This window comes from Paenibacillus sp. FSL R10-2771 (assembly GCF_038000205.1).
Lineage (GTDB): Bacteria > Bacillota > Bacilli > Paenibacillales > Paenibacillaceae > Paenibacillus_AQ > Paenibacillus_AQ phytohabitans.
Genome location: NZ_JBBOBM010000001.1, coordinates 3,487,238 through 3,508,971, shown reverse-complemented (window position 1 = coordinate 3,508,971; position 21,734 = coordinate 3,487,238). Strand labels below are relative to the sequence as shown.

Sequence of the window (21,734 nt, the reverse complement as noted above, 5' to 3'; positions counted from 1 at the left end):
TGCTGTGATCCTTTTTTTTGCGTGCTGTAACGGGAATACAAGGCAGGTAACCACCCAATTGACAAATTATAATCTGCATGTAATAATTACCTGACGATCGTCAGGGGGCTGAAGAGATGACTGCTAACGCGATACTGCAGGCTGCATGTTCACAATTCGCCGAGAAGGGCTTTGAAGGAGCATCATTGGCCGGCATAGCTCAGGCAGTAGGGATTAAGAAGCAATCCATTGCCACCTATTTTCCGAAAAAAGAAGATTTGTTCATGGCCGCCTTCGGCGAAATGGCCCGGCATTACTATGAATTTCTTGAACAGCTGTATAAGGGCCTCAGGGATACACCTATAGAGATGAAGCTGCGTGAGATTATGTATAAGAACTATTATTACAAAGTGGAGCACCCGGTATTGACCGCATTCTATAAAATGGCCGTGCAATTTCCGCCTCCTTTCTTCCAGGACTTGCTGGAGGCGCAGATTGCGGGGATGGAGCAGCGTTCCGCTGTATTGTACCGGGCGATTTTTGAGGAAGGCATGAACACGGGGATCATACGGCAGCAGCGGGCAGATAGTCTGCTCTCGGCTTATTACTGTTTGCTTGACGGGATCGCCATGCAGATGTTTTTTTACAAGCAAGAGGAATTTGAACAGCGCCTGGAGGATATCTGGGGGATTTTCTGGGCGGGCATTAAGCAATCTTAACCGGAAAGGGAGGCAGGATGATATGCGTGTAGACAAGGTTACGAATGAAGCAGGATTACAAGAGGCATTCCGGATCAGACGTGAAGTGTTTGTGGAGGAGCAGGGCGTACCGCTGGCTGATGAATTTGATCATTATGAGAGCCAGGCAGAGCATATATTGGTGTTTCATGAGGCGGAGGAGGCTCCAGTAGGGACAGCCAGATTGCGGGTTGTGGACGGATGGGCCAAGCTGGAGCGGATTTGTCTTCTGGCCCCGTACCGCCGAAGCGGGCTAGGGTCCGTAATTATCGGCACACTGGAGGCAATGGCTGCAGAGCAAGGACTCCGGCAAGCCAAACTGCATGGCCAGAAGCAGGCCGAAGGCTTTTATCAGAAGCTGGGCTATGAGACTTCCTCGGCTGTCTTTATGGAAGATGGAATCCCCCACGTCATTATGGTTAAAAGCTTGCAGGTCTAATCTCTCAAATTGACTTTATGACCAGCAGGCCTTATCTTCAGTACATGTGTTAATATATGAATTGCAGATGAGAGACAGGGAGAGGGATTAAGCTTATGGAACAGGCAATGTTTGCCGGAGGCTGCTTCTGGTGCATGGTTACACCGTTTGAAGAGCTTCCAGGAATTCACGGAATCGTATCAGGGTACGCCGGAGGCACGGTAGAGAATCCTACATACGAACAGGTCAAGACAGGGACAACCGGTCACTATGAGGTGGTTCAGATTACGTTTGATCCGGCACTTTTCCCCTACGAGAGACTGCTGGAGCTGTTCTGGCCGCAGATTGATCCGACGGATGACGGCGGACAGTTTCAGGATCGCGGAACACAGTACCGGACAGCGGTATTCTACTATAATGAAGAGCAGCGGCTGGCGGCTTTGGCTTCCCGGGAGCAAGTGGCGGTCAGCGGCAGATTTGAGCTTCCTGTGGTGACGGAGATTCTGCCTGCACCCCATTTCTATCCGGCTGAGGACTATCATCAGGACTATCACAAGAAGAATCCGAAGCATTATAAAGAGGACCGTGAGCAATCCGGACGGGATACCTTTATTTCGCAGCACTGGTAAAAGCGGATAATGAAATTAGGTTTAAAGAAAGCCTTTAATCACCTGGCATCTGGGGATTGAGGGCTTTTTGCTATTTTCGCAGCAGTCTGGAGGTGAAACGGAATAATTTAAGGCATAAAACCAAAAAATGGGAACCTAAATCCGAAATTCCGAGCCTACTAAATGAAGATTTGTCCTACTATAATCATATTTGTAAACGCATACAATTATACATGATTCTGGCTTTGATCCGGGGAATGGAGGAGGGTGGAGGCTTTCTGAAATGCTGAATGATCTGTCTGTAGCTTCCGGTTGCCAAAGGTAATGATTATAGCAATGCCAATATAATTAAGGAGGAATATTACGATGCCTAAAAAATGGCTAATGTCCATGCTTGCGTTCGTGCTTCTGCTCTCTTGCCTGCCTTTCTTTGGTTCCAAAGCTGCCGCCGCTGATTATACACAGGGAGTAGATTTGTCGGGAACTACAGCGACAATCTGGTTCAAATCTACAGTAAGCACCAGTTGGGTGGATGTACATTACAAGGTCAATTCCGGAACGCAGCTGAATTACCGTACAACCTACAACAGCAGCAAAGCCCGATATGAGCAGGTGGTCACAGGCGTTGCCAGCGGAACCGTTCTCACCTATTTCTTCACGTACAACAATGGAACACCGGCATATGATACCGGCTGGTTTACGTATACCGCCGGAACGGCGCCGACCACCCCGCCTGGGGGTTCCTCTGCTTCGATCTATTCCATAGCCGCCTCTTCCATTCCCACCCCGCCGGGAGGTTCCGTGTCGGTGAAGGTCATGAACGGCACGGGCGGGGCCTATCCTGACAACCAGATATATTGGGGGGTGATCGGCATCAATCCGGCCAACGGCAAATGGAGTTATCTGGATCTGAGCGGCAATCTGCTGCCAATCTCTAATGCGCTGAATGATGCCTCCGGCCATCTGACCAAAAACGGCGTGAATTACGCGAATATCTACCATACCGTAAGTCAGGCTTCCTGGGTAACGATGCCCAAAATCACCTCCGGCCGCATGTTCCTCAGCGTAGGCACGCCGCTGTACATCAAGACTTATGATGACGGCTTTGCCGGACCGGATATTGATAATCCTACCGATCCTAACCGTAATCTCTATTTCGATTTCGTTGAATTCACGGTGGATGCTACAGGCTATCACGGCAACACGACGCGCGTAGATGCCTTCGGATTTCCGATCCAGCACCGGCTGGTTGGCCTGTCTGGAGGCTATGATAAAACCGTAGGCGAGCTGGAATCGGAGACACGTGCCGGAATCTTCAGCAAATACCAGAATGAAGTGCCATCCGCCTTTAAATCACTTGCTACGGATCAGGCACCTTACCGTATTATCGCTCCTGTCCATGGATCGTTTAAAGCCGGCGGGGCCAACAGCAATTATTTCGCAGGTTATTCCAGCTACAGCACCCAGGATATTCTCCGCAACGATGGCTCGCTCATTGATGCTGCCACCAGCGCTGCCATTAACCGCCATGTCTACACCTCCGGCAACTGGAACAATGTCGCGGACTATTACAAAGCGGCTCCAGCCAATTACTATGCGAAGTTCTGGCATGATCACAGCATTAGCGGGCTGGCCTACGGCTTCCCTTATGATGATGTCAACGGCCAGGCGGCCTATCTCGAAGTCGGCGATCCCAAAGGCATGATTATCCGCGTGGCCTGGTAAGGAGCTTCATTCTTTCTACACATTTGTCCTGTACACTTCTAGTTATTCGCGAGAGCAACTGAAGTGGAGGGACAATAATGAAGAGAAGACTGCTGACGGCGACCTTTATCCTGCTGCTTGGAGCAACATTGGCGGGTTGCAGCCCGGGCGCGGATAACAAGGAAGAATCAAGCGCTATCACTGCACAAACAGCGGTAACTACACCTTGGATCGCTACCAAGAATACAACACGGATCAACACCTCTGACCCTGTTCAGGCGGCTGTGCTGGTCTCCCGGACCTTATGGACGGCTGAAACGAAGAGCAACCGGCCATCGTCTGTAGTCCTGACAAGTGTGGATAACTGGCAGATTGCCGCGGTAAGCACGGATCTGATCCACCATCCGAGCAACGGGCCGGTGCTCTTTTTCACCAAAGACGGTGTGCCGGATGAGACTCTTACTGAATTGAAGCGACTGAAGCCGCTTGGTGCGGACGGCAATGACGGCATTCAGGTTGTAATTGTCGGGCCATCGTCTGAAGCTGTCGAGACTCAGCTCAACTCGCTTAATCTGAAGCTGGACAAGATTGAAGGGGATGATCCAGCCGCAGTGGCAGGCGCTGTTGATTCTTACTATGCAAAAGTGTCAGGCGAGCTGCCGCAGAGTGTAATTATCGGCTCGATGGATAGTCCTGAATATACCCTCCCGGCTGTGAACTGGATCGCTCATATGCCGGAGCCTTTACTATTTGTGGAGAAAAGCGAAATCCCGGCTGCAACAGCAGACGCGCTCAAGGAACGCGGCGGCAGTGCAGCAATCTATATTCTCGGTCCCCAATCTGTCATTTCAGCAGATGTGGAGGAGCAGCTTAAGCAATACGGAACGGTTACGCGCATAGCGGGTGAGGATCCTTATGAGAATGCCATTGCCTTTGCCAAATTCAAGGATAAGGCAAACGGATTCGGCTGGGGAATCACTACTCCCGGACATAACCTGTCCTTGTTGACTACGGATTCAACGATGCTGGCAATTGCCGCTGCCCCCTTCTCCCATCTGGGCAAACACGCGCCGCTGGTCTTCATGAAGCAGGACGGATTGCCGGATTCTCTGATGAATTATACGATGGAGCTGCAACCTAAATTCAAGGATTCACCGGCTGAAGGGCCTTATAATCACGCTTGGCTGACTGGTGATACAGCGACGATTTGCGCCGCAGCGCAGAGTGAGATCGATGACATGCTGGAGATTTCCTCCGCCTCCGGTGATAATCCGCACTCGGGGCATTAGACAGAGCAGGCCGGCAGCGGGACCCGCTGCCGGCCTCTTTATTTATAGAACAAGTAAGAAGGCATAACCGTTTCCACTTGGGTATAATGAATGCACGAACTATTAACCAGTCCACGAAAAGGGTGAACGGCTTGTCCAAATCTCAAATACTTATAGTAGACGACGAATGGAATATGCGGAATTTGCTGCGTATATATCTGCTGAACGAGGGGTTCAGCACCAGAGAAGCTGCAACGGGGCAGGAGGCCATCCGCATGGCGGGGCAGCACGCGTTTGATCTGATTCTGCTCGATGTGATGATGCCTGACATGGATGGCTGGCAGGTCTGCCGATTGATCCGGGAGCAGAGTCATATCCCCATCCTGATGCTCACCGCGCGTTCGGAGATTAAGGATAAGGTGCAGGGTCTTGGCATCGGCGCAGATGATTATCTGACCAAGCCGTTTGAGCCGGAGGAGCTGCTGGCCCGGATACATTCGCTGCTCCGCCGTTCTGCACTGACGCAGTCATTGGCGCCCCGGGAAGAAGTACTGGAGTATCCCGATTTGCGGATTTACCCGGAGGCACGCGAGGTGCGTGTACAGGGCCAGAACGTTGATTTTACATTAAAAGAGTTCGATCTCCTGGCCTTGCTGGCGCGCAGCGGACAACGGGTATTCACCCGCGACGAGCTGGTCGAACGGCTGTGGGGCAACGATTACGGCGGTGAAACCCGGGTCATCGACACCCACATCAAGAATATCCGCGAAAAGATGCAGAGAGCGGGCCTAGCGTATAATCCGGTGCAAACGGTATGGGGCCTCGGGTATAAATTCCAGGTCACGGGTAGTCCGGATGAAACATAATATCATCGGCTCCAAGCTTGGGCTGGTCATTATGTCCGTATTCCTGATCGTACTGCTGTCGCTGGGCATGGTGATCGACAGGATGTTCACCAGCTTCTATTACAACGAAATGCAGACGGAAACGGAGGAGCTGGCCTCCCATTTCACGGTCATGGCCCAGTCCAAGGAGTCCACGACCAGCCAGATGATGACGACGTTTGCTGAATTCTCCAATGTCAGTATATTTAACATTCTTCCTGATGGCCGTACGAATCTGCATTCAGGCGTTCACGATTCTGCGGACCGGGCGTTCATCCGGACCGGTGATCTTACAGACATTTTTACCGGCAAAACAGTCAGCTTCCTGTACAAAGATCCAGCGGGGCACCGGTATTTCGTCACTGGACAACCTATCACAGGTGAGGATGGGGTCAGTTCGGCGCTGTATGTAATGTCCTCTACCACGAATATGGAAGAATCGCTGGCTTCAGTGCGCAATATTCTGCTGCTCGCGGGGATTGGCGCGTTCACTTTGGCGCTCGGCATCACCTGGATCATTGCCGTGGTCCTGTCCCGTCCGCTTCTGCAGATGCAGAGAGCCACCCGCAAGATCGCCGCCGGTGAACTGGAGACACGCCTTACCATCCGCGGCAAGGATGAGATTGGTTTCCTCGCAGGAGCCATTAACGATCTGGCCGTTGACCTGCAGCGTTACAGGGATACCCGCCAGGAATTTCTGGCCAATATCTCGCATGAACTGCGGACACCGATTACTTATCTGCAGGGGTATGCCAAGGTAGTGAAGAGCGGGTTATATGAGACGGAGGAAGAGAAGGGGCTGTATCTCGACATCATCGATCAGGAAGCACACCGGCTGCAGCATCTGGTCGATGACTTGTTCGAGCTGGCTAAGATGGAAGAGGGCAGAATTCCGCTGAACCTGGAACAGGTCAATCTCAGACAGATCATGGATCAGGCGGTCCGCAGGGTGGAATTACCGGCGAAGGAGAAAGGTCTGCTGCTGACAGCTTCGTACGATGACGGGCAGGAGGTAAGAGTATTAGGCGATGGCAAACGGATGGAGCAAATCGTGATGAATCTGCTGGAGAATGCTGTCCGCTATACCGAAAAGGGACAGATCAAGGTGAGTCTAAGATTCACTCCGGACTCAGCAATATTTGTTGTGGAGGATACGGGAATCGGTATTCCGGAGGCAGAGCTTCCCTTTATTTTTGACCGTTTTTACCGGGTAGAGAAATCCCGCTCGCGGCAATACGGAGGCTCCGGCCTCGGTCTTTCCATTGTGAATAAGCTGGTCGAGCTGCTCGGCGGTACGATTGTGTTTACAAGTAAGGTGGGCGTAGGAACACGCTGTGAGGTTGCTTTTAGGAGATAACTAAGAATGATTTAGACTTATACCTTGCAGGATGTAATCCCAATTCGCATAATCATTCATATCACCGGGCACTTCCAGAACGCAGACATTGCCGATACCCCATTCCGCTTCTCGTGTTGCACTAAGGCCGGGTATAGGATTAAGAATGAGGATTGTAAATTTCTTGTTATTTAATAGCTTTGATAAAATCATATGCAGCTCCAGTACCTGTTCAGCGCTTGCAAACCATCTGACAAATAAACTATCGTCGCTGCTGAGCAGACTGTTCCAGAACCGGCCGATCCGGTATTCCAGCTTCAGTCTGTAGGCGGGATAGGAAGCGCTCCAGCCCTGACCTGTAATAATCGGGAAATCGTGGGCGGAGATGATGTTATACAGTGAGTCTCGTATGAAATAAGATGGTGACAGATTGTTCCTGGAATGATCCAAATACACGGGATCTCCATCATCCAGCAAAAAATGGGTCTCATCCAGCGGATGCAGATTTCTGAAATCCATAAAGTTCCTGAACTCATTCTTTAGAAGCCGGTTGACATCGGCCAGTGAATACGAAATCATCCAGTCTAGAGGCATTGAGAATTTCCGTAGACCGTATCTCTTCAGGTTAATTGCCGGCGCACAAGATGAACCTAAGCTGACGATCAGTTCATAGTCCTTTTTGACGTCTTGTAGTTTCATGAATTCACCCATCTCTATCCAGTCTCCATCGTTAGTAAATCATATACGCGATGCTCCGGGATTGATTGGACGGATGAGACAAAATTCAGCAGCACACATGCTTCGGATAGCTGGTAGCAATCTCATTCTGACGGGTTTGTGCGTAATGAAAACCAAAAGGCGCCCGGGCAGCTATTTCTATAGCCTCCCCGGACACCTGTCAATCTTTTATAAACTTAGGTGACTCAACTCTTAGTGGTTCATGCCAGCCATTCCGCCCATAATTTCCGGATTCACCATCCCGAAGATCATCGCGATGTGGGCAACAACGAGGAAGCCGCTGATCAGCAGGAAATGCAGCTTAAGCTTGCTCTCTTCACTGCGTTTGCGGGCGATGAGACCGAGATCCAGCAGGGCCAGAGGCAGCAGGAAGATGACTCCACTCAGATAAAAGCTTACCGCAACCACATCCACCCAGGTGTGCCATTCACCATTCGCGGTGAGCGGGATGAAGGCGGTAGGGAACAAGTACAGGAAAACTCCGGTGAAATAGAGTCCGGCAAGAATGCTGCATACCCGGTTGAACGCTCGGAGCGGCCCGTTCAGCTTCTTGGTGAACAGAATAATAAACTCTGTAACCGTAATCGTCTCGGCAAAAATCACGGGAATCGCCATAAAAAGAATCAGATTCCATGGCTGATTGTCCGCCAGCAGGGACATATAATGCGTCATGTTCATGTTACATCCTCCAGGTTCAAATATAGCTTACATAGTGATGTTAGTAGATAAGTGTGTGGAAAGTATGAAGAAAGGAAGGTATGATGGACAAAGTTAAACAGGAAGGGAGCACGAACTTGAAGTGAAGGACGCGTTGCATCATATCTTATTTGATCTGGACGGCACATTAACCGACCCCAAAGAAGGCATCACCAAATGCGTGGAATATGCGCTGCACAAGCTAGGGATCGAGGTGGAGCATCCTGACCTGCTGATCCCGTATATCGGGCCGCCGCTCTATGATTCTTTTGTTCACATCCAGGGGCTGACACATGAAGCTGCCCTGCAGGGTGTGGACTTCTACCGGGAGCGTTACCGGACGCTCGGCATGTTCGAGAACAGTGTGATTCCAGGGGTTCCGGAGTTACTGGAGAACCTGCGGAATCAGGGATTCAGCCTGTATGTGGCGACATCCAAACCCACGGTCTTTGCTGAGGAAATTCTCCGCCATTACAAGCTGGATCACTTCTTCAGGTTCACCGCTGGCAGCAATCTGGACGGGACACGCTCGAAGAAGCGCGAGGTGATCCAGTATGTGCTGGACCAGAATGATATTCCTGCCACACAGGCGCTGATGATCGGGGACCGGGAGCATGACATTATCGGGGCGAAGGCCTGCGGTGTGCCTTCCATTGGCGTGTTATTCGGCTACGGTTCGGAGGAGGAATTATCGGCTGCCGGAGCGGATTATATTGCTGCTACGGTTGAAGAAACGGGTATGATTATTTCGCGGATTTCAAGTGAATGATATTAACGGATAGATTGCCGGGGGACAGCGGCATACAACTATTTTTTCACCGCAGTATTGACTTTTAGCGAAGGCATTCAGTATTATGTAACCAAGCAACACCATATCTAAGGCAATGACCAGAGACAGGATATCCTCCCAGGACTGACCAGAGAGAGAAGTGCAAGGTGAGAGCTTCTTACAGAGACCAGCCGGATGTTACCCCTTTGCAGCCGTGACACTGAACCCTCCTGCTGTTAGTGAGGCTGTAAATGCCACCGCCCCATCCCCGTTAACGGATGCCATGAGGATTGTGCTTATCACGTTTCCGCCGAACAGCCGGGGGTCCGTAGATACATAGTCGAATTAGGGTGGAACCACGAGCTTAGACGCACTCGTCCCTTTCCGGGATGAGATGCGTTTTTTTGCGTTCAAATCACACTAACAGAAACCTGAAGAAATGGAGGCCACAATCATGGAGATTCAAGTGAAACTGCCGGATGGAACAATTAGGAGGTATTCGCGTAACACCACAGTTGCGCAGGTTGCGGAGTCAATCAGTGCAAGTCTGAAGAAGAATGCGGTAGCCGGTAAAATCGACGGCAGGCTCGTTGACCTTGATCACCCGGTTGAACAGGATAGCCTCGTTGAAATTATAATGGCGGACAGCATTGAGGGTCTAATGATCCATAGACATAGTACTGCTCATCTGATGGCCCAGGCTGTCAAACGGATCTACGGGGATCAGAATGTTAAATTGGGTATCGGTCCGGTCATAGAGGATGGATTCTATTACGATATTGATATAGCACGGCCGTTGTCCGTGGAGGATTTGGGTGCGATTGAGCGGGAAATGGAGAAGATAATCGGAGAAAATCTGCCGATTCTGCGCCGGGTTGTCAGCAGAAGTGAAGCGATGGAACTGTTTCGGCAGCTGGAGGAGCCCCTTAAGCTTGAACTGCTCCGTGACCTGCCGGAGGATGCAGTGATCAGCTTGTATGAGCAAGGTGAATTCACTGATCTGTGCCGGGGGCCGCATATGCCGTCAACTGGCCGGATCAAGGCCTTCAAGCTGCTTAGCGTAGCGGGAGCCTACTGGCGCGGGGATTCAGATAATCAGGTGCTCCAGCGGATATACGGAACTTCATTCTTCAAGAAATCCCAGCTGGAGGAGCATCTCCACATGCTGGAGGAAGCGAAGAAGCGCGACCACCGCAAGCTGGGCAAGGAACTTGGGCTGTTCATGTTCTCCGAAGAAGCGCCGGGCATGCCGTTCTATCTGCCGAAGGGCATGATCATCCGTACAGAGCTGGAGAACTTCTCGCGTGAATTGCAGAGGTATAGTGATTACGATGAAGTCCGTTCACCCCTGATGATGAACAGAAGGCTATGGGAGCAATCCGGACACTGGGATCATTATAAAGACGAGATGTATTTCACAAAAGTGGATGAAACAGATTTTGCGCTCAAACCGATGAACTGCCCCGGACATATGCTGATCTACAAGAACAGCCTTCGTTCCTACCGGGAGCTGCCGATCCGGATTGCTGAATATGGCCAGGTCCACCGCCATGAATTCTCAGGGGCGCTGAATGGAATGATGCGCGTCCGCACTTTTTGCCAGGATGATGCCCACCTGTTTGTCCTGCCGGAACAGATTGAGGATGAAATTAGCCGGGTGCTGGAGCTCATTGATCAGATGTACAAAGTATTCGGTTTCGAGTACAAGGTGGAGCTGTCCACACGTCCGGATGATTATATGGGGGCTGAAGAACTCTGGGATCAGGCGGAGCTATCGCTCGAACGCGTGCTGAAGAATAACGGGATCGAGTATCGGGTGAACGAGGGAGACGGCGCTTTTTACGGGCCCAAGATCGATTTCCATGTCCTTGATGCCTTGAAAAGAAGCTGGCAATGCGGTACAATCCAGCTGGATTTCCAAATGCCGGAGAAGTTCGATCTGACTTATATTGGTGAAGATAACGGAAAGCACCGTCCGGTAGTCATTCACCGTGCTGTATTTGGCTCCATTGACCGGTTCATGGGCATTCTTACAGAGCACTTCAGCGGAGCATTTCCGCTGTGGCTGTCTCCCGTGCAAGTCAAGCTGCTGCCTGTATCCGGGGTTCATGCTGATTATGCCTTCGAGGTTAAAGAGCAGCTGCAGGCGGCCGGACTGCGGGTTGAGCTGGATGCGCGGGATGAGAAGCTGGGCTACAAAATCCGTGAAGCGCAGCTGGAGAAAGTGCCTTATATGCTCGTACTCGGAGATCAGGAACAGAACAACGGTACAGTTTCCGTACGGGGCCGTGCGGAGAGTTCACAAATATCGCTCAGCGTACAGGAGTTCATTCAGCTGCTGGCCGGCCAAATCGCTGAGCGGAAATAAATTGCTTCATTAAATAGGTAATCAAAAGTCAGGAGGGCTGATACATGATTTCGAAGAATGCTGAGCAACTGGAGGGCGGCGTGATCAGGCTTGTGCCCCTGATGGAAGAGCATAAGCCGGAGCTGGTTAAGGTGCTGAACGATCCGCTGATCTGGGAATATACCTGGAGAAGGATCAGTACAGAAGAGCAGGTAGGACAATTGATAGACGCGGCATTGGTGAACAAGGCCAAAGGTACGGATATCCCTTTTGTCATCATTGAGCAGGCTTCCGGCCGGATTGCCGGCACTACACGGATCATGCATCTGGACCGGACGCACCGCAATGCAGAGATCGGCTGCACCTGGATTTCGCCGGATTACTGGAGAACCGCAGTGAACACGGAGTCGAAGTCGCTGCTTCTGCAGTACTGCTTCGAGGCACTCGGATTAATCCGCGTTAACTTCTGTATTGTCAGTACCAACCTCCGGTCGCAGCGGGCGGTTGAACGGATTGGCGCTGTCCGGGAAGGCGTGCTGCGCAAGCAGCGCCTCACCTCTAACGGCATGGTTATGGATAATGCGCTGTACAGTATCATTGACGACGAGTGGCCTGCGGTGAAGGCTAATCTTGATTATTTGTTGAATGTGAAATATAAGTAGCTGCATCCATCCGGGTGCCAAAGCGAAACTTAGAGGGGTCCCATTGCGGGCTCCTCTATTATTTTTTGCAAATAGCCATATCTGAGAAACATTGATATAATAGAAAGACATGAGGATAGAAACATACATTCCCCAATATATCGTTTATCGTAATCCTAGCCCATACTTCACCCTTCGGGGCAGATGTGGGTTTATGTTATGTTGTGAGGTAAATTATGAAGTGATGGCGAGGTTGGCTGGAGCATGAACTGGAATGATTTTGGAGAACGGAATAAACGGCTGAATCCCCTATGGAGTCTGGGGGCAGGCATGAATCTCGGCGAGCTTCAGCCTTATAAGGAAATGATTGCTCTAAGCGTGCTGCTGCAGGTCTATTATCTGGAGCTGGAATCGAATGAGCAGAGATCCAGGGAGGACCTGGTCGAATTGACGTGGAGCTCGCTTGAACGCTTCGGCATCGCGAGGCTCGGAAGTCCGGAATCGGTGGAACGGCTGGTGGACGGGCTGCTGTGGAGCGGAAACGGCGGGGATTTCGAGGCCAATTATTACGATGATCAGTCCCGTCAGATGGCGGTGCAGAAATACAAATATTTCACAGTGGATGAAGATGCTACCCGGACCAGCTGGGAAGAGAACGGGACCACAATCTACCGGCTCTCCGAATATGCGATGGAGCTGATCTTCATGAGCCATGAGATCATTGACGAATTTCAGATCAGCATCAAGCTGCTCGAGATTCAGATGCATATCAAGCATGGACGGGTAACGAGGGCGATGCAGGATGTGAATGAACTGATCTCCCGGGTGCGGAAGATGACGCAGCAGCAGCAGGAATACCGCAATGCGCTGCGCCGCAATCCGAAGCATATCTTCAGCGAATATGGCGCTCAGCGGCACCAGCGGCTGGAGGAGATTCACCAGCAATTTGACGAAGAACGCAAGCATTTCGATAATATTCACCGCTCGCTGGCCCGGCTGGCCAATGATGAGAAGGATGTCATCGACTTCAACGAGCTGCGGCTGCTCTCCGAGCGGGTCGAACTCTCCCGTCGGGTGCATGATGAGCTTGCCGAAGTGGTACTTAGCATTTTTGAAGCGGAAACCAATCTCAGGCTCAACTTCCCGGAGCTGTTCTGGGGTGCCGCCGGCTTCAACTTCCGTACCCATGTCTGGGAGGAATGGGTGAAGCCGGAAGGGTTGCCGGATGGAGACAGCATGGAAACTCTGATCAGCGGGCTATTCTCTCCCAGCCAAGACTTTATTTATCCGCTGGCCTGGGCCTGGGAAGAGCAGGATGTCGGCTTCCTGCCTGACGAATTGCCGGACGACCCGGATGAAGCCGGGGAGGAGGAAGAACTCCACTATGTCCCCAAAAGCATACCGTGGACCGAGGTGTCTGAGCTTTGGCTGCCGGTCTTCGCCGGACTGGCAGAACAGGGAAGCTTTACATTCTCGGCAGAGGCTTTCACGGAGGATGAACAGCGGCGCTGGGCGGTTACTCCCAATGCGGTGGACCTGTGGGTTCAATTTTTCCATACCGAAATTAAGGTGCAGGAGCAGGAAGCGGAAGGTCACGGCGGGGCCGACGAATGTCAGAAGCTGATTGGGCGTCTGATCGCGGACCACCCGGAGCTTGAGACCTTGCGGGGCAAAGTGCTGCAGACCAGGATTGCTAACGGGCAGCAGGACAGCATCCGCTGGCCCGGCCTGGAGATCAGTCCTTATACCATTACTATAGTAGAGAAGTGAGATGATTCAGCATGAGTTATTCGTTAGAGCAAGTACAACAGGCTTCACGGCTGTTCTTCGACCTGCTTCGCCGCAAGGTGATATCACTTGATGATCCCGCTGCGGCCGAATGCCTGCAGGATACCGTTGCTTATGATGCCTTACAATATGTAGCCAAGGAAGCCGGCTGCCGGATTATGAACTCCGGGCATCGTCTGCACCTGCTCGTGAGTCCAATGGGCTCCGGCTTTGCCAGTAACTTCACACAGCTGCGCAATAAATATTCGCGCATCGAACGCAAGACGCATATGCATATCATCAACGTAATCATTCTGGTGTTCCTGGCTGAGATGGATCAGGATGAACAGCATTTCAAGCCGGGTCAGGACAGCATGTCCTACATACAGCTCTCGGATCAGGTATCCGCCCTGTTCCAGACATGGATGGACATGGACGAAGACGGCAGCTTCAGCAAGCAGTGGCGGCTGGATATTCAGGCGATGCACAAAGTATGGAGCAGCCTGTATATGCAGACCAAAAGCCAGGAGGAGGGCGATTCGCTGACCCGCGGCGCCGGCTCACGGATCGGCCTGATCCATGAGGGGATGAAGCTGCTGGAGGAAGAGCATCTGGTATTCATCTCCGAGAATGAGAAGCGGATTTTCCCCCGGGAAGAGCTGTATGAGCGGATGCGTTATCTCTATCATGATGTGGACCGCTATAAGGAGCTGAAGGCCCTGATTGGCCGGACACTCAGCGAGAAGGAGGAGGAAGCCCATGCCGCGCATTGAGCGAATCCGCATCGCCGGACTTAAATATGAGAAGATGCTGAAGAAATATGAGGATATGATCCTCGACCTGTGCAATGAGGAAGGCCCGTCCAACACGCTGATTACGCTGATGAACGGCGGAGGAAAGGGCGTGCTGCTGCAGTCGATATTCCAGCTGCTGATGCCCAAGGCTGCCTGGGGTAAAGATAATGAGAACCAGGTAGAAGCCTTCTTCCATAATCACAAAAAACAGCTGAAGCCCTATACGTTCCACGTTGCCATCGAATGGCGGCTGGACGAGCCGGAACGGACGGAGTACATAACCACCGGAATCGCAATGACTGCCCAGAACTCGGTGGATCAGCTGGAGATCAAAGTAGATTATCTGCTCTATGCGCTGCTCAATTATGATGAGAATGCGGAGCTTACATTGTCTACCCTGCCGCTCTATGATCACGAGCTGAACACTCCGGCCAGCTTTGAAGCGATTCAGCAATTTGTCCGTGAGCGGCGTAATGAGATCGTTGCGTATGGCAGCCACAGCTCGGACCTGAAGAAATATTATGCTTTTCTGGCAGACCGGGATATTCATATTGATGAATGGCGGAATATGCGGAGAATCAACGGCGAGGAGGGCGGAATTAAAGGCTATTTCCAGAAGAATGATGCCTTCACCAACCATAATCTGTTCGAGAAGCTGATTATTCCGGAAATCGGGTCCAGTCTGAACGGCAGCATGCGCGAGGATGAAGGCTCGCTTCAGCGGATGTTCATAGATTCTGCTACGGTTGCACAGCGGCTGCCGATGCTGGAGCAGAGAGAACGGGCTTTTGCCGAATTCACTTCACTTGCCGCCCCGCTCTACGAGGCTGTCAAGCAGGGGACGGAGGCTGACCGCAGCTTTCAGGAAACGGAATTGCTTGGACGGCAGCTGTACACCGTGATCTATGATGAGCTGAAGAATGCCGAAGACAAACGCCGCAAAACTGCGGATGAGCTAGCCGGGCATTATCAGGAAGCGAAGCAGCTGAAATTTGAGACGGATAATCTGAAGTATCTGAAGCTCAAGGAAGAGCGTGACCGCAAACAGGATGATTTCAAAGCGGTCTCGGATAATCAGGCACGGGCTAAGCAGCGGCTGGAGGAATCGAAGATCAAGGAAAAGGATCTTGAGGTTGCCCATTATTTAGCCAGACGCAGACTGCAGATCCGCCAGATGGAGCAGTGGCAGAAGGAAATTGAAGCCATTGAAGGCTCCCTTGCGATGAAGGAGCGTCAAGAGGTTATCCAAGCGGCCAAGCAGGAGCTTCGCCTGCAGTGGGATGAGGTCTACCGGTTGTGGCAGGCGCGAATGCTGTTCTTCAGCGGCCGGCAGCAGGCTCTGGGTGCAGAAGAGGCCGTTCTGCGCAAAGGCCGGGAGGCATTCCTGCTTGAATTCGGCGGACTTGAGGGCAAGATTCATGAATTGACGGCGCTCATCCGCCAGTATACCGAAGATCTGGGAGTGTTCGCTTCCCGCCACGGGCAGGAGGCTGCCCATTCACCGGCAGCCGCCCTTCAGCGCACGCTGATTGCAGCCAGAAGCATTGCCGAGAATATCGTTGTCCTGAACGAGCAGCGCAAATCCGCAGAAGAAGAGAAGCTTGCTCTGCATACCAGACATACACGGCTGACTGAGAAGCTGCTGGGGGCTGCAAGCCAGGCGGAGGAGCTTACGGACCGGATTGAAGGCCAGATGGGCAAGGAGTCACAGCTCTGGTCACAGCTCGTAGTTCTGCTGGAAATGTATGAAGAACATCAGCTGCTCGGGACGACGGCATTGTTCGAGGCCCAATCACTTATCCAGGAACGGTTCATCCGCAGGCTGGATGATGCCGAGCAGCAGACGAAGCGGCTCAGACGGGAATACTATAATCAATTGCTGGATGTAGAGCTGCAGCAGGAAGCCTATTGGCTGCCTAATAATGATATCCTGATAGTGAAGGATGCCCTGGATGCCCTTAAGATCAGCTCCATGATCGGTAGTGCATATCTGAACGACCAGTCTTACCTGGTCCGTGAAGAGGAGCTGGAACGTCACCCGCTGCTGCCTTACGGGCTGATTGTAACGAAGCGTGAATCGGCTAAGCTTCAGCCTGAGCTGCTTCAGGAGCTTCTGCTCAAATCGCCTGTCCCGGTCTTCGTGCGTGAGGAAATGGCGGATGCCACAGGAGCTTCATTCCTGCTGCTCTCCCATCAGGGGCCACAGATGGTGCTGCAGCCGGAGCGTTTCCTGGACTGGAAGCAAGGGATCGCCTCCCGGCTCAAAGAGCGGGAAGAAGAGCTGCAGGATGCGGAAGGGTATCTGGCGAAGCTGAAATCAGCCAGACAGGAGTATGACCGGCTGCTCCAGAGTGAACACACCGTAAGTCTTCGGGCCAGACAGAAGGTATTAGAGACCCTGCAGCAGGAGCTTGGCAAGAGTCTGAATGAGTTGAACGCTGAAATGTCGCTGAATGAAGAGACTCTATCCGGAATTTCCAGAGACCTGGCTGTCAGTGAGGCCGAGAAAACCGAGCATGAGGCCAGGGCAGCGGCGCTGCGTGAGTGGGCGGAGCGTAGCCGGAAGCAGGAGCAGGATTACAAGGACAAACAAAAGTCAGTTGAATTGAAGACAGGCTTAAGCAAAGAGATTGCCGTTAAGGAACAGCAGCTGGCACATTTAAAGGCAGATATGGACAGCCTCGCCCTGCAGCGTGAGAAATGGCTGGGAGAAGCTAAATATTCCTTGTTCCCGCGGCTGCAGAACTGGTTCCCGGAGATCCACTTCCCAAGTGAACATGGCGGTGCTGCACAAGATACTGTGCAGGAAGAAGCAGTGCCGGATGAGGCTGTACAGGATAAGCTGCTGCAGCTGCTGAGTACCGTGGAAAGTCTGCAGCAGTCCCTCAGCCAGAATGAGCTGGAAATCCGCACACGGGCTGCCCAGATCAAAGCGGCAGGGCAACAGCTGGTTGACCTGGAAGCAGCAGTACAGCAGGTCGATGACGGATGGCAGTCCGCACCTGAACCGGACGATTCGCCCGAGGTTATTCAGTCGGCCAGAACGCGCCAGAAGAGTGACACGGGAATTCTGGATGAGGATTATCAGCATATCCGTGATTCCTACATCCGTTGTATGGCGGAGCTGGATAACCTGCAGAAGGAGCTGGGCAAATCCGAGAAGGCCATCAAGGAGAAGCACGAGCGTGCTGTAGAGCTCTGGCATGAGCCGCTGGCGCAGAAGGAAGAAGAGCTCAGTGCGCGCTTCCGAGAGAATGAGTATTTGCTGAATACAAGCAAGCAGGCGCTTGCCTCTATGGATATATGGCTGCAGACACTCTCCAATCAGAGCAAGGTCATGGATACCCATGTCGAGAGCCGCGTACAGCTGCGGGATGTTCCGGAAGAGGTGCAGCTGGATGTGCGGGAGAACTGTGAGCAGCTGGTTGCAGATTGGCTCCTGCGCAGCAAGGAGAGCCGCAGCCAGCGTGCGGAGATCTCGCGCAAAGTCAAAGAAGAGAAGACAACACTCAGCGGCAGACTGGCCAAGTCCGGCTGGAACGCAGAGCTGGAGACCAAAATTCAGGATCGCCTGAACACGGTTCACTGGGATGATTTCTCGATTGCACTGCAGGTACTGGACTCCATGCTCCAGAGCTCACGTGATCAGATTGAAAGTATCCGCAGTGACAAGGAAGATATGGAGCTGTCGCGCAAGCTGTGGGTAGGACGTGCCGCGAAGCGGGTCGTGCAGATTACCGACATTCTCAAGCGGATGGAACGACGGATGATTATTCATAATGAGAACGGGCATGCCTTCCCGCTGGTCCGGCTGAATTACAAGAATATTACCGTTCCGAGAACGACAGATGACATCGAACCGCTGGTCAGTGAGTATTTCAACCGCTGCATCAGCAGCCTGCTGGAGAAGTTCCCGAAGATCGAACAGGTTCCGGCTTCCGCAGTCAGAGAGCTGATTAATGACGGGCGGATGGTGTATGCCGCGCTGCAGAACCGCTTCCCGGTGCTCCAGGTATATAAACCGGTGACCGAGAATTATTTCCTCTACGCAGCACCGGAAGAGTACCATTACTCGGATTGGGAGGTCATTAACCGCGGGGCGCTGGATGAGGCCGTCGGCAGCGGCGGTCAACGCCAGTCGGTTCAGCTGCTGGTGGCGATGATGATTATGACCCACAAGCGCGTCAACCGTGAGAATAAAGGCTGGACGGTCTTCCTGTACGATAATCCGTTCGGTGAAATGGTCTCCAATAACGTGCTTGATCCGGTATTCGAGATTTCCAAGGCGCTGAAGTTCCAGTGGCTGATCGTTACGCCGCCGGAGCTGGTGAAGAATGATGTCAGCATCCGCTTCGGCGTGTACTGGCAGCTGTATTTTGGCGGTGATAAAGGAGATGCACTGGATTCAACCCTGATTAAGGGCGGCCGCAAGCTGATCCCTGCCTCATTGTTCTAGCAACAATCCAAATTATATAGATGGGTGGTATTCTTATAATGATGAATCTAAAATCGGCAACGAAGTTAGCTAACGGTGTAGAAATGCCTTGGTTTGGTCTGGGAGTGTTCAAGGTCCAGGAAGGTCAAGAGGTTGTGGATTCTGTCAAAGCAGCAATTAAGGCCGGATACAGAAGCATTGATACAGCAACTGTGTATGGTAATGAAGAGGGAGTCGGCCAGGCGATCCGTGAATCCGGGGTTGCCCGCGAAGAGCTGTTCATCACCACCAAGGTATGGAATAACGATCAGGGGTATGATTCTACGCTGGCGGCATTTGACCTGAGTCTCAGCAAACTGGGATTGGACTATGTAGATCTGTATCTGGTGCATTGGCCGATCCGAGCCAAATATAAAGACACCTGGCGTGCACTTGAGAAGCTGTATGCGGATGGCAAAGTCCGGGCGATCGGTGTCTCGAACTTCCAGATTGATCATTTGGAAGATCTTTTAACTGAAGCTAACGTGAAGCCAATGGTTAACCAGGTCGAGCTTCATCCGCTGCTTAGCCAGCTAGAGCTCCGTGAGTATTGCAAGGCGCAAGGTATCCAGATTGAAGCCTGGGCTCCGCTGGCCCAAGGCCATCTGCTGGACAATGAAGTGATTGCTGACATTGCGGCACGCCATAACAAAACGCTGCCTCAGGTCATCCTGCGCTGGGATCTGCAGAACGGTATCGTGACTATTCCTAAGTCGGTCAAGGAAGAGCGGATTATCGCGAATGCCGATATCTTTGATTTCGAGCTGTCAGAGGATGAAATCAGCCGCATTAATGCGCTGAACAACAACCAGCGTTTTGGATCGCATCCGGACAGATTTAACAACGAGTAACCTCCGGGCAGTCTCTTTTGAATATTTACTAGATTCGGACATAAGTATAAAGGGAATGGAACTATATCCCATTGTGTGCTTAACCGATATAGTATAGTAGAGATATGAGTAGCCGGAGGGGTATTAATGTATGGGAAAACTTTAAAAACTGCGCTTATCGCTATCCTGATGATCCTGCTACTGCTGCCGCTGGCGCCAAGCCACACGGAGGCGGCTGTTCCGGCACATTCGGAGTCCTTTTATGTGAATGACTTCGCGGAAGTCATTGATCAGAAAACAGAGAATTATATGGTCAATTATGGCGTGAAGCTGCATCAGCAGACCGGTGCACAGGTTGTACTGGTAACAGTGGATTCTACAGGCGGAACATCGATGGAAGATTACGCGACTTCGCTGTTCAATGCATGGGGAGTCGGCTCGGCGGATAAGAACAACGGAGTCCTGCTGCTGCTCTCCACCCAGGATGATGATTACTGGGCGGTACCGGGCAAAGGTCTGGAGGATACACTGAACGACAACGTGTTATCTCAGATTCTCTCGGAGTCACTGGAGCCGGATTTCGCGGCGAAGAACTATAGCGCTGGTGCGCGCAAAACCTATGGATCATTAATTCAGGAGCTTGGCGGAATCTATTCGGAGCAGGTCGGCTCCAAGAACTATGTCGCAGACAATGCCGGAGTCTTCAAGCAGGTAACGAAGGATTATCTCAACCAGTCCAGTAACCGCTATGCGGCAACGACCGGAAGCGGGATCTATGTAGTGACTGTCAAGAATTCCGGTGATACTAGCCTGCAGGATTATACGTATGCGAAGTTCGCCGGCGTAGCAGCTGGACCTAGGGATGTAATGCTGGTGCTCGATATCGGCGGAGATAATTATCATGTCCTTCAGGGTAAGGATATCGACAATCTGTTGACTAATGATATGATCGGCGGGATTCTGGATACTGCGCTTGAACCGAAATTTGCGGCAAAAGATTACGCCGGCGGGGCAACCGCTACGGCGAATGCCTTCTACAACTTTTTCCTGGCTAGAGCGGATCATAGCCAACAGTCTGCAGTTCAAAGCGCTGAGTCTGCGGAGGTAAACACGTTGCCGGCAGCGGACAACCCTTCGAAAGTGCAGGTGCGCACGTATCCAGCCTCCAGCTATGATCCGCTAGACAAAGATCCGGTTGACCATTTAGACGGGAGTGCTATTATTCTTTGTTTTCTAATATTGGTGTTGGGCTTCAGCGTATCCGCCTCGCGCCGCAACCGGAATATTGCCCGGTACGGAATCGGAATTAACCCGCATCACCCCGGCAATATACAGCGCTATGGTGTTTGGACGGGGCAGCAGGATTATGGCATCAGGCGTAGGAGCTATACCCAAAGAAGCTATACCCAAAGAAGCCATAACCAAAGAAGCTATAACCAGCGGCCTCAACCCCGCAGCTCATCGTCCCGTAATGAATCACGGAGCAGCTTCTGGGGCAGTAATTCGGGAGGCGGAGGTTCAACAAACGGCGGGGGCTCGGGCCGCTCTTCCTCCTCCAGTAGAGAAACGAATCATGGAGGCGGAGGCTCGTCAAGCGGAGGCGGCTCAGGCCGTCATTCCTCGGGATCTTCCAGCAGCAGCGGAGTGGGCCGCCACTCCTCTGGTTCTTCTGGGGGCGGCAATTCCGGCGGAGGCGGCAACGCAAGTGGCGGCGGTGGTGTAGGCAGACACCGGTAATCTGTTC

The 21,734-nt window shown here is 52.1% G+C and carries 17 protein-coding genes; 15 read left to right on the top strand and 2 right to left on the bottom strand.

From position 1 onward, the window contains the following. The first annotated feature begins 116 nt into the window (after positions 1–116). The 7 genes from NSU14_RS15045 to NSU14_RS15015 all read left to right on the top strand — a co-directional run bounded on the left by NSU14_RS15045 (position 117) and on the right by NSU14_RS15015 (position 6,955). The gene (locus tag NSU14_RS15045) at positions 117–698 is read left to right on the top strand and encodes a TetR/AcrR family transcriptional regulator (protein ID WP_052421865.1); all 582 of its coding nucleotides are present in this window, start codon (positions 117–119) and stop codon (positions 696–698) included. A 22-nt stretch (positions 699–720) separates the two neighbouring features. Then, complete coding sequence (locus NSU14_RS15040; protein WP_042137076.1) at positions 721–1,155, top strand: GNAT family N-acetyltransferase; 435 nt, start codon at positions 721–723, stop codon at positions 1,153–1,155. A gap of 95 nt (positions 1,156–1,250) precedes the next feature. Continuing rightward, complete coding sequence (gene msrA, locus NSU14_RS15035) at positions 1,251–1,763, top strand: peptide-methionine (S)-S-oxide reductase MsrA (RefSeq protein ID WP_039292646.1); 513 nt, start codon at positions 1,251–1,253, stop codon at positions 1,761–1,763. 345 nt (positions 1,764–2,108) lie between these two features. Further along, positions 2,109–3,467 carry a glycoside hydrolase family 64 protein gene (locus tag NSU14_RS15030; RefSeq protein ID WP_340945920.1) on the top strand — a complete coding sequence of 453 codons (1,359 nt, stop codon included), beginning with the start codon at positions 2,109–2,111 and terminating at the stop codon, positions 3,465–3,467. Positions 3,468–3,544: 77 nt separating this feature from the next. Then, entirely contained in the window at positions 3,545–4,735 is a 1,191-nt protein-coding gene (locus NSU14_RS15025; protein ID WP_340945918.1) for a cell wall-binding repeat-containing protein, read from the top strand. A 131-nt stretch (positions 4,736–4,866) separates the two neighbouring features. Further along, entirely contained in the window at positions 4,867–5,580 is a 714-nt protein-coding gene (locus NSU14_RS15020; protein WP_339303390.1) for a response regulator transcription factor, read from the top strand. After that, positions 5,570–6,955 (top strand): sensor histidine kinase, encoded by a 1,386-nt coding sequence (locus NSU14_RS15015; protein WP_076248336.1) that lies wholly within the window; start codon positions 5,570–5,572, stop codon positions 6,953–6,955. The genes NSU14_RS15020 and NSU14_RS15015 overlap by 11 nt, the downstream gene beginning before the upstream one ends. Here NSU14_RS15015 and NSU14_RS15010 read toward each other — a convergent pair whose 3' ends face one another. Both NSU14_RS15010 and NSU14_RS15005 read right to left on the bottom strand, forming a co-directional pair. Beyond that, positions 6,956–7,633, bottom strand: a complete 678-nt coding sequence (locus NSU14_RS15010) for a DUF1796 family putative cysteine peptidase (RefSeq protein ID WP_042141169.1) — start codon at positions 7,631–7,633, stop codon at positions 6,956–6,958. It abuts the gene before it with no gap. Positions 7,634–7,864: 231 nt separating this feature from the next. Further along, the gene (locus NSU14_RS15005; RefSeq protein WP_042137086.1) at positions 7,865–8,350 is read right to left on the bottom strand and encodes a DUF6803 family protein; all 486 of its coding nucleotides are present in this window, start codon (positions 8,348–8,350) and stop codon (positions 7,865–7,867) included. Positions 8,351–8,471: 121 nt separating this feature from the next. Here NSU14_RS15005 and NSU14_RS15000 point away from each other — a divergent pair, with 121 nt between their 5' ends. The 8 genes from NSU14_RS15000 to NSU14_RS14965 all read left to right on the top strand — a co-directional run bounded on the left by NSU14_RS15000 (position 8,472) and on the right by NSU14_RS14965 (position 21,727). Beyond that, on the top strand, positions 8,472–9,137 hold the full coding sequence (locus NSU14_RS15000) for an HAD family hydrolase (RefSeq protein WP_340945913.1): 666 nt from the start codon (positions 8,472–8,474) through the stop codon (positions 9,135–9,137). Between the two features lie 454 nt (positions 9,138–9,591). Then, positions 9,592–11,505: a threonine--tRNA ligase gene (gene thrS / locus NSU14_RS14995; RefSeq protein WP_042137090.1), complete on the top strand. Its 1,914-nt coding sequence runs from the start codon at positions 9,592–9,594 to the stop codon at positions 11,503–11,505. 44 nt (positions 11,506–11,549) lie between these two features. After that, on the top strand, positions 11,550–12,146 hold the full coding sequence (locus NSU14_RS14990) for a GNAT family N-acetyltransferase (RefSeq protein WP_042137091.1): 597 nt from the start codon (positions 11,550–11,552) through the stop codon (positions 12,144–12,146). 243 nt (positions 12,147–12,389) lie between these two features. After that, a complete protein-coding gene (locus NSU14_RS14985) occupies positions 12,390–13,895 on the top strand; it encodes a hypothetical protein (protein ID WP_042137094.1) in 1,506 nt (501 codons plus the stop codon). 11 nt (positions 13,896–13,906) lie between these two features. Continuing rightward, positions 13,907–14,665 (top strand): DUF6063 family protein, encoded by a 759-nt coding sequence (locus tag NSU14_RS14980; RefSeq protein ID WP_336100199.1) that lies wholly within the window; start codon positions 13,907–13,909, stop codon positions 14,663–14,665. After that, positions 14,652–19,142, top strand: coding sequence for a hypothetical protein (locus NSU14_RS14975; RefSeq protein ID WP_340945910.1), 4,491 nt, complete (start codon positions 14,652–14,654; stop codon positions 19,140–19,142). Before NSU14_RS14980 ends, NSU14_RS14975 begins: the two co-directional genes overlap by 14 nt. Positions 19,143–19,177: 35 nt before the next feature. After that, on the top strand, positions 19,178–20,011 hold the full coding sequence (locus NSU14_RS14970) for an aldo/keto reductase (RefSeq protein WP_340948945.1): 834 nt from the start codon (positions 19,178–19,180) through the stop codon (positions 20,009–20,011). Positions 20,012–20,137: 126 nt separating this feature from the next. Further along, complete coding sequence (locus NSU14_RS14965) at positions 20,138–21,727, top strand: TPM domain-containing protein (protein WP_340945908.1); 1,590 nt, start codon at positions 20,138–20,140, stop codon at positions 21,725–21,727. Positions 21,728–21,734 lie beyond the last annotated feature (7 nt).

Excerpts from the sequence above, each read along its gene's own strand:
- NSU14_RS15045 (WP_052421865.1), top strand. The coding sequence starts at position 117 with ATGACTGCTAACGCGATACTGCAGGCTGCATGTTCACAATTCGCCGAG.
- NSU14_RS15040 (WP_042137076.1), top strand. The coding sequence starts at position 721 with ATGCGTGTAGACAAGGTTACGAATGAAGCAGGATTACAAGAGGCATTC.
- msrA (WP_039292646.1), top strand. The coding sequence starts at position 1,251 with ATGGAACAGGCAATGTTTGCCGGAGGCTGCTTCTGGTGCATGGTTACA.
- NSU14_RS15030 (WP_340945920.1), top strand. The coding sequence starts at position 2,109 with ATGCCTAAAAAATGGCTAATGTCCATGCTTGCGTTCGTGCTTCTGCTC.
- NSU14_RS15025 (WP_340945918.1), top strand. The coding sequence starts at position 3,545 with ATGAAGAGAAGACTGCTGACGGCGACCTTTATCCTGCTGCTTGGAGCA.
- NSU14_RS15015 (WP_076248336.1), top strand. The coding sequence starts at position 5,570 with ATGAAACATAATATCATCGGCTCCAAGCTTGGGCTGGTCATTATGTCC.
- NSU14_RS15010 (WP_042141169.1), bottom strand. The coding sequence starts at position 7,633 with ATGAAACTACAAGACGTCAAAAAGGACTATGAACTGATCGTCAGCTTA.
- NSU14_RS15005 (WP_042137086.1), bottom strand. The coding sequence starts at position 8,350 with ATGAACATGACGCATTATATGTCCCTGCTGGCGGACAATCAGCCATGG.
- thrS (WP_042137090.1), top strand. The coding sequence starts at position 9,592 with ATGGAGATTCAAGTGAAACTGCCGGATGGAACAATTAGGAGGTATTCG.
- NSU14_RS14990 (WP_042137091.1), top strand. The coding sequence starts at position 11,550 with ATGATTTCGAAGAATGCTGAGCAACTGGAGGGCGGCGTGATCAGGCTT.
- NSU14_RS14985 (WP_042137094.1), top strand. The coding sequence starts at position 12,390 with ATGAACTGGAATGATTTTGGAGAACGGAATAAACGGCTGAATCCCCTA.
- NSU14_RS14980 (WP_336100199.1), top strand. The coding sequence starts at position 13,907 with ATGAGTTATTCGTTAGAGCAAGTACAACAGGCTTCACGGCTGTTCTTC.
- NSU14_RS14975 (WP_340945910.1), top strand. The coding sequence starts at position 14,652 with ATGCCGCGCATTGAGCGAATCCGCATCGCCGGACTTAAATATGAGAAG.
- NSU14_RS14965 (WP_340945908.1), top strand. The coding sequence starts at position 20,138 with ATGTATGGGAAAACTTTAAAAACTGCGCTTATCGCTATCCTGATGATC.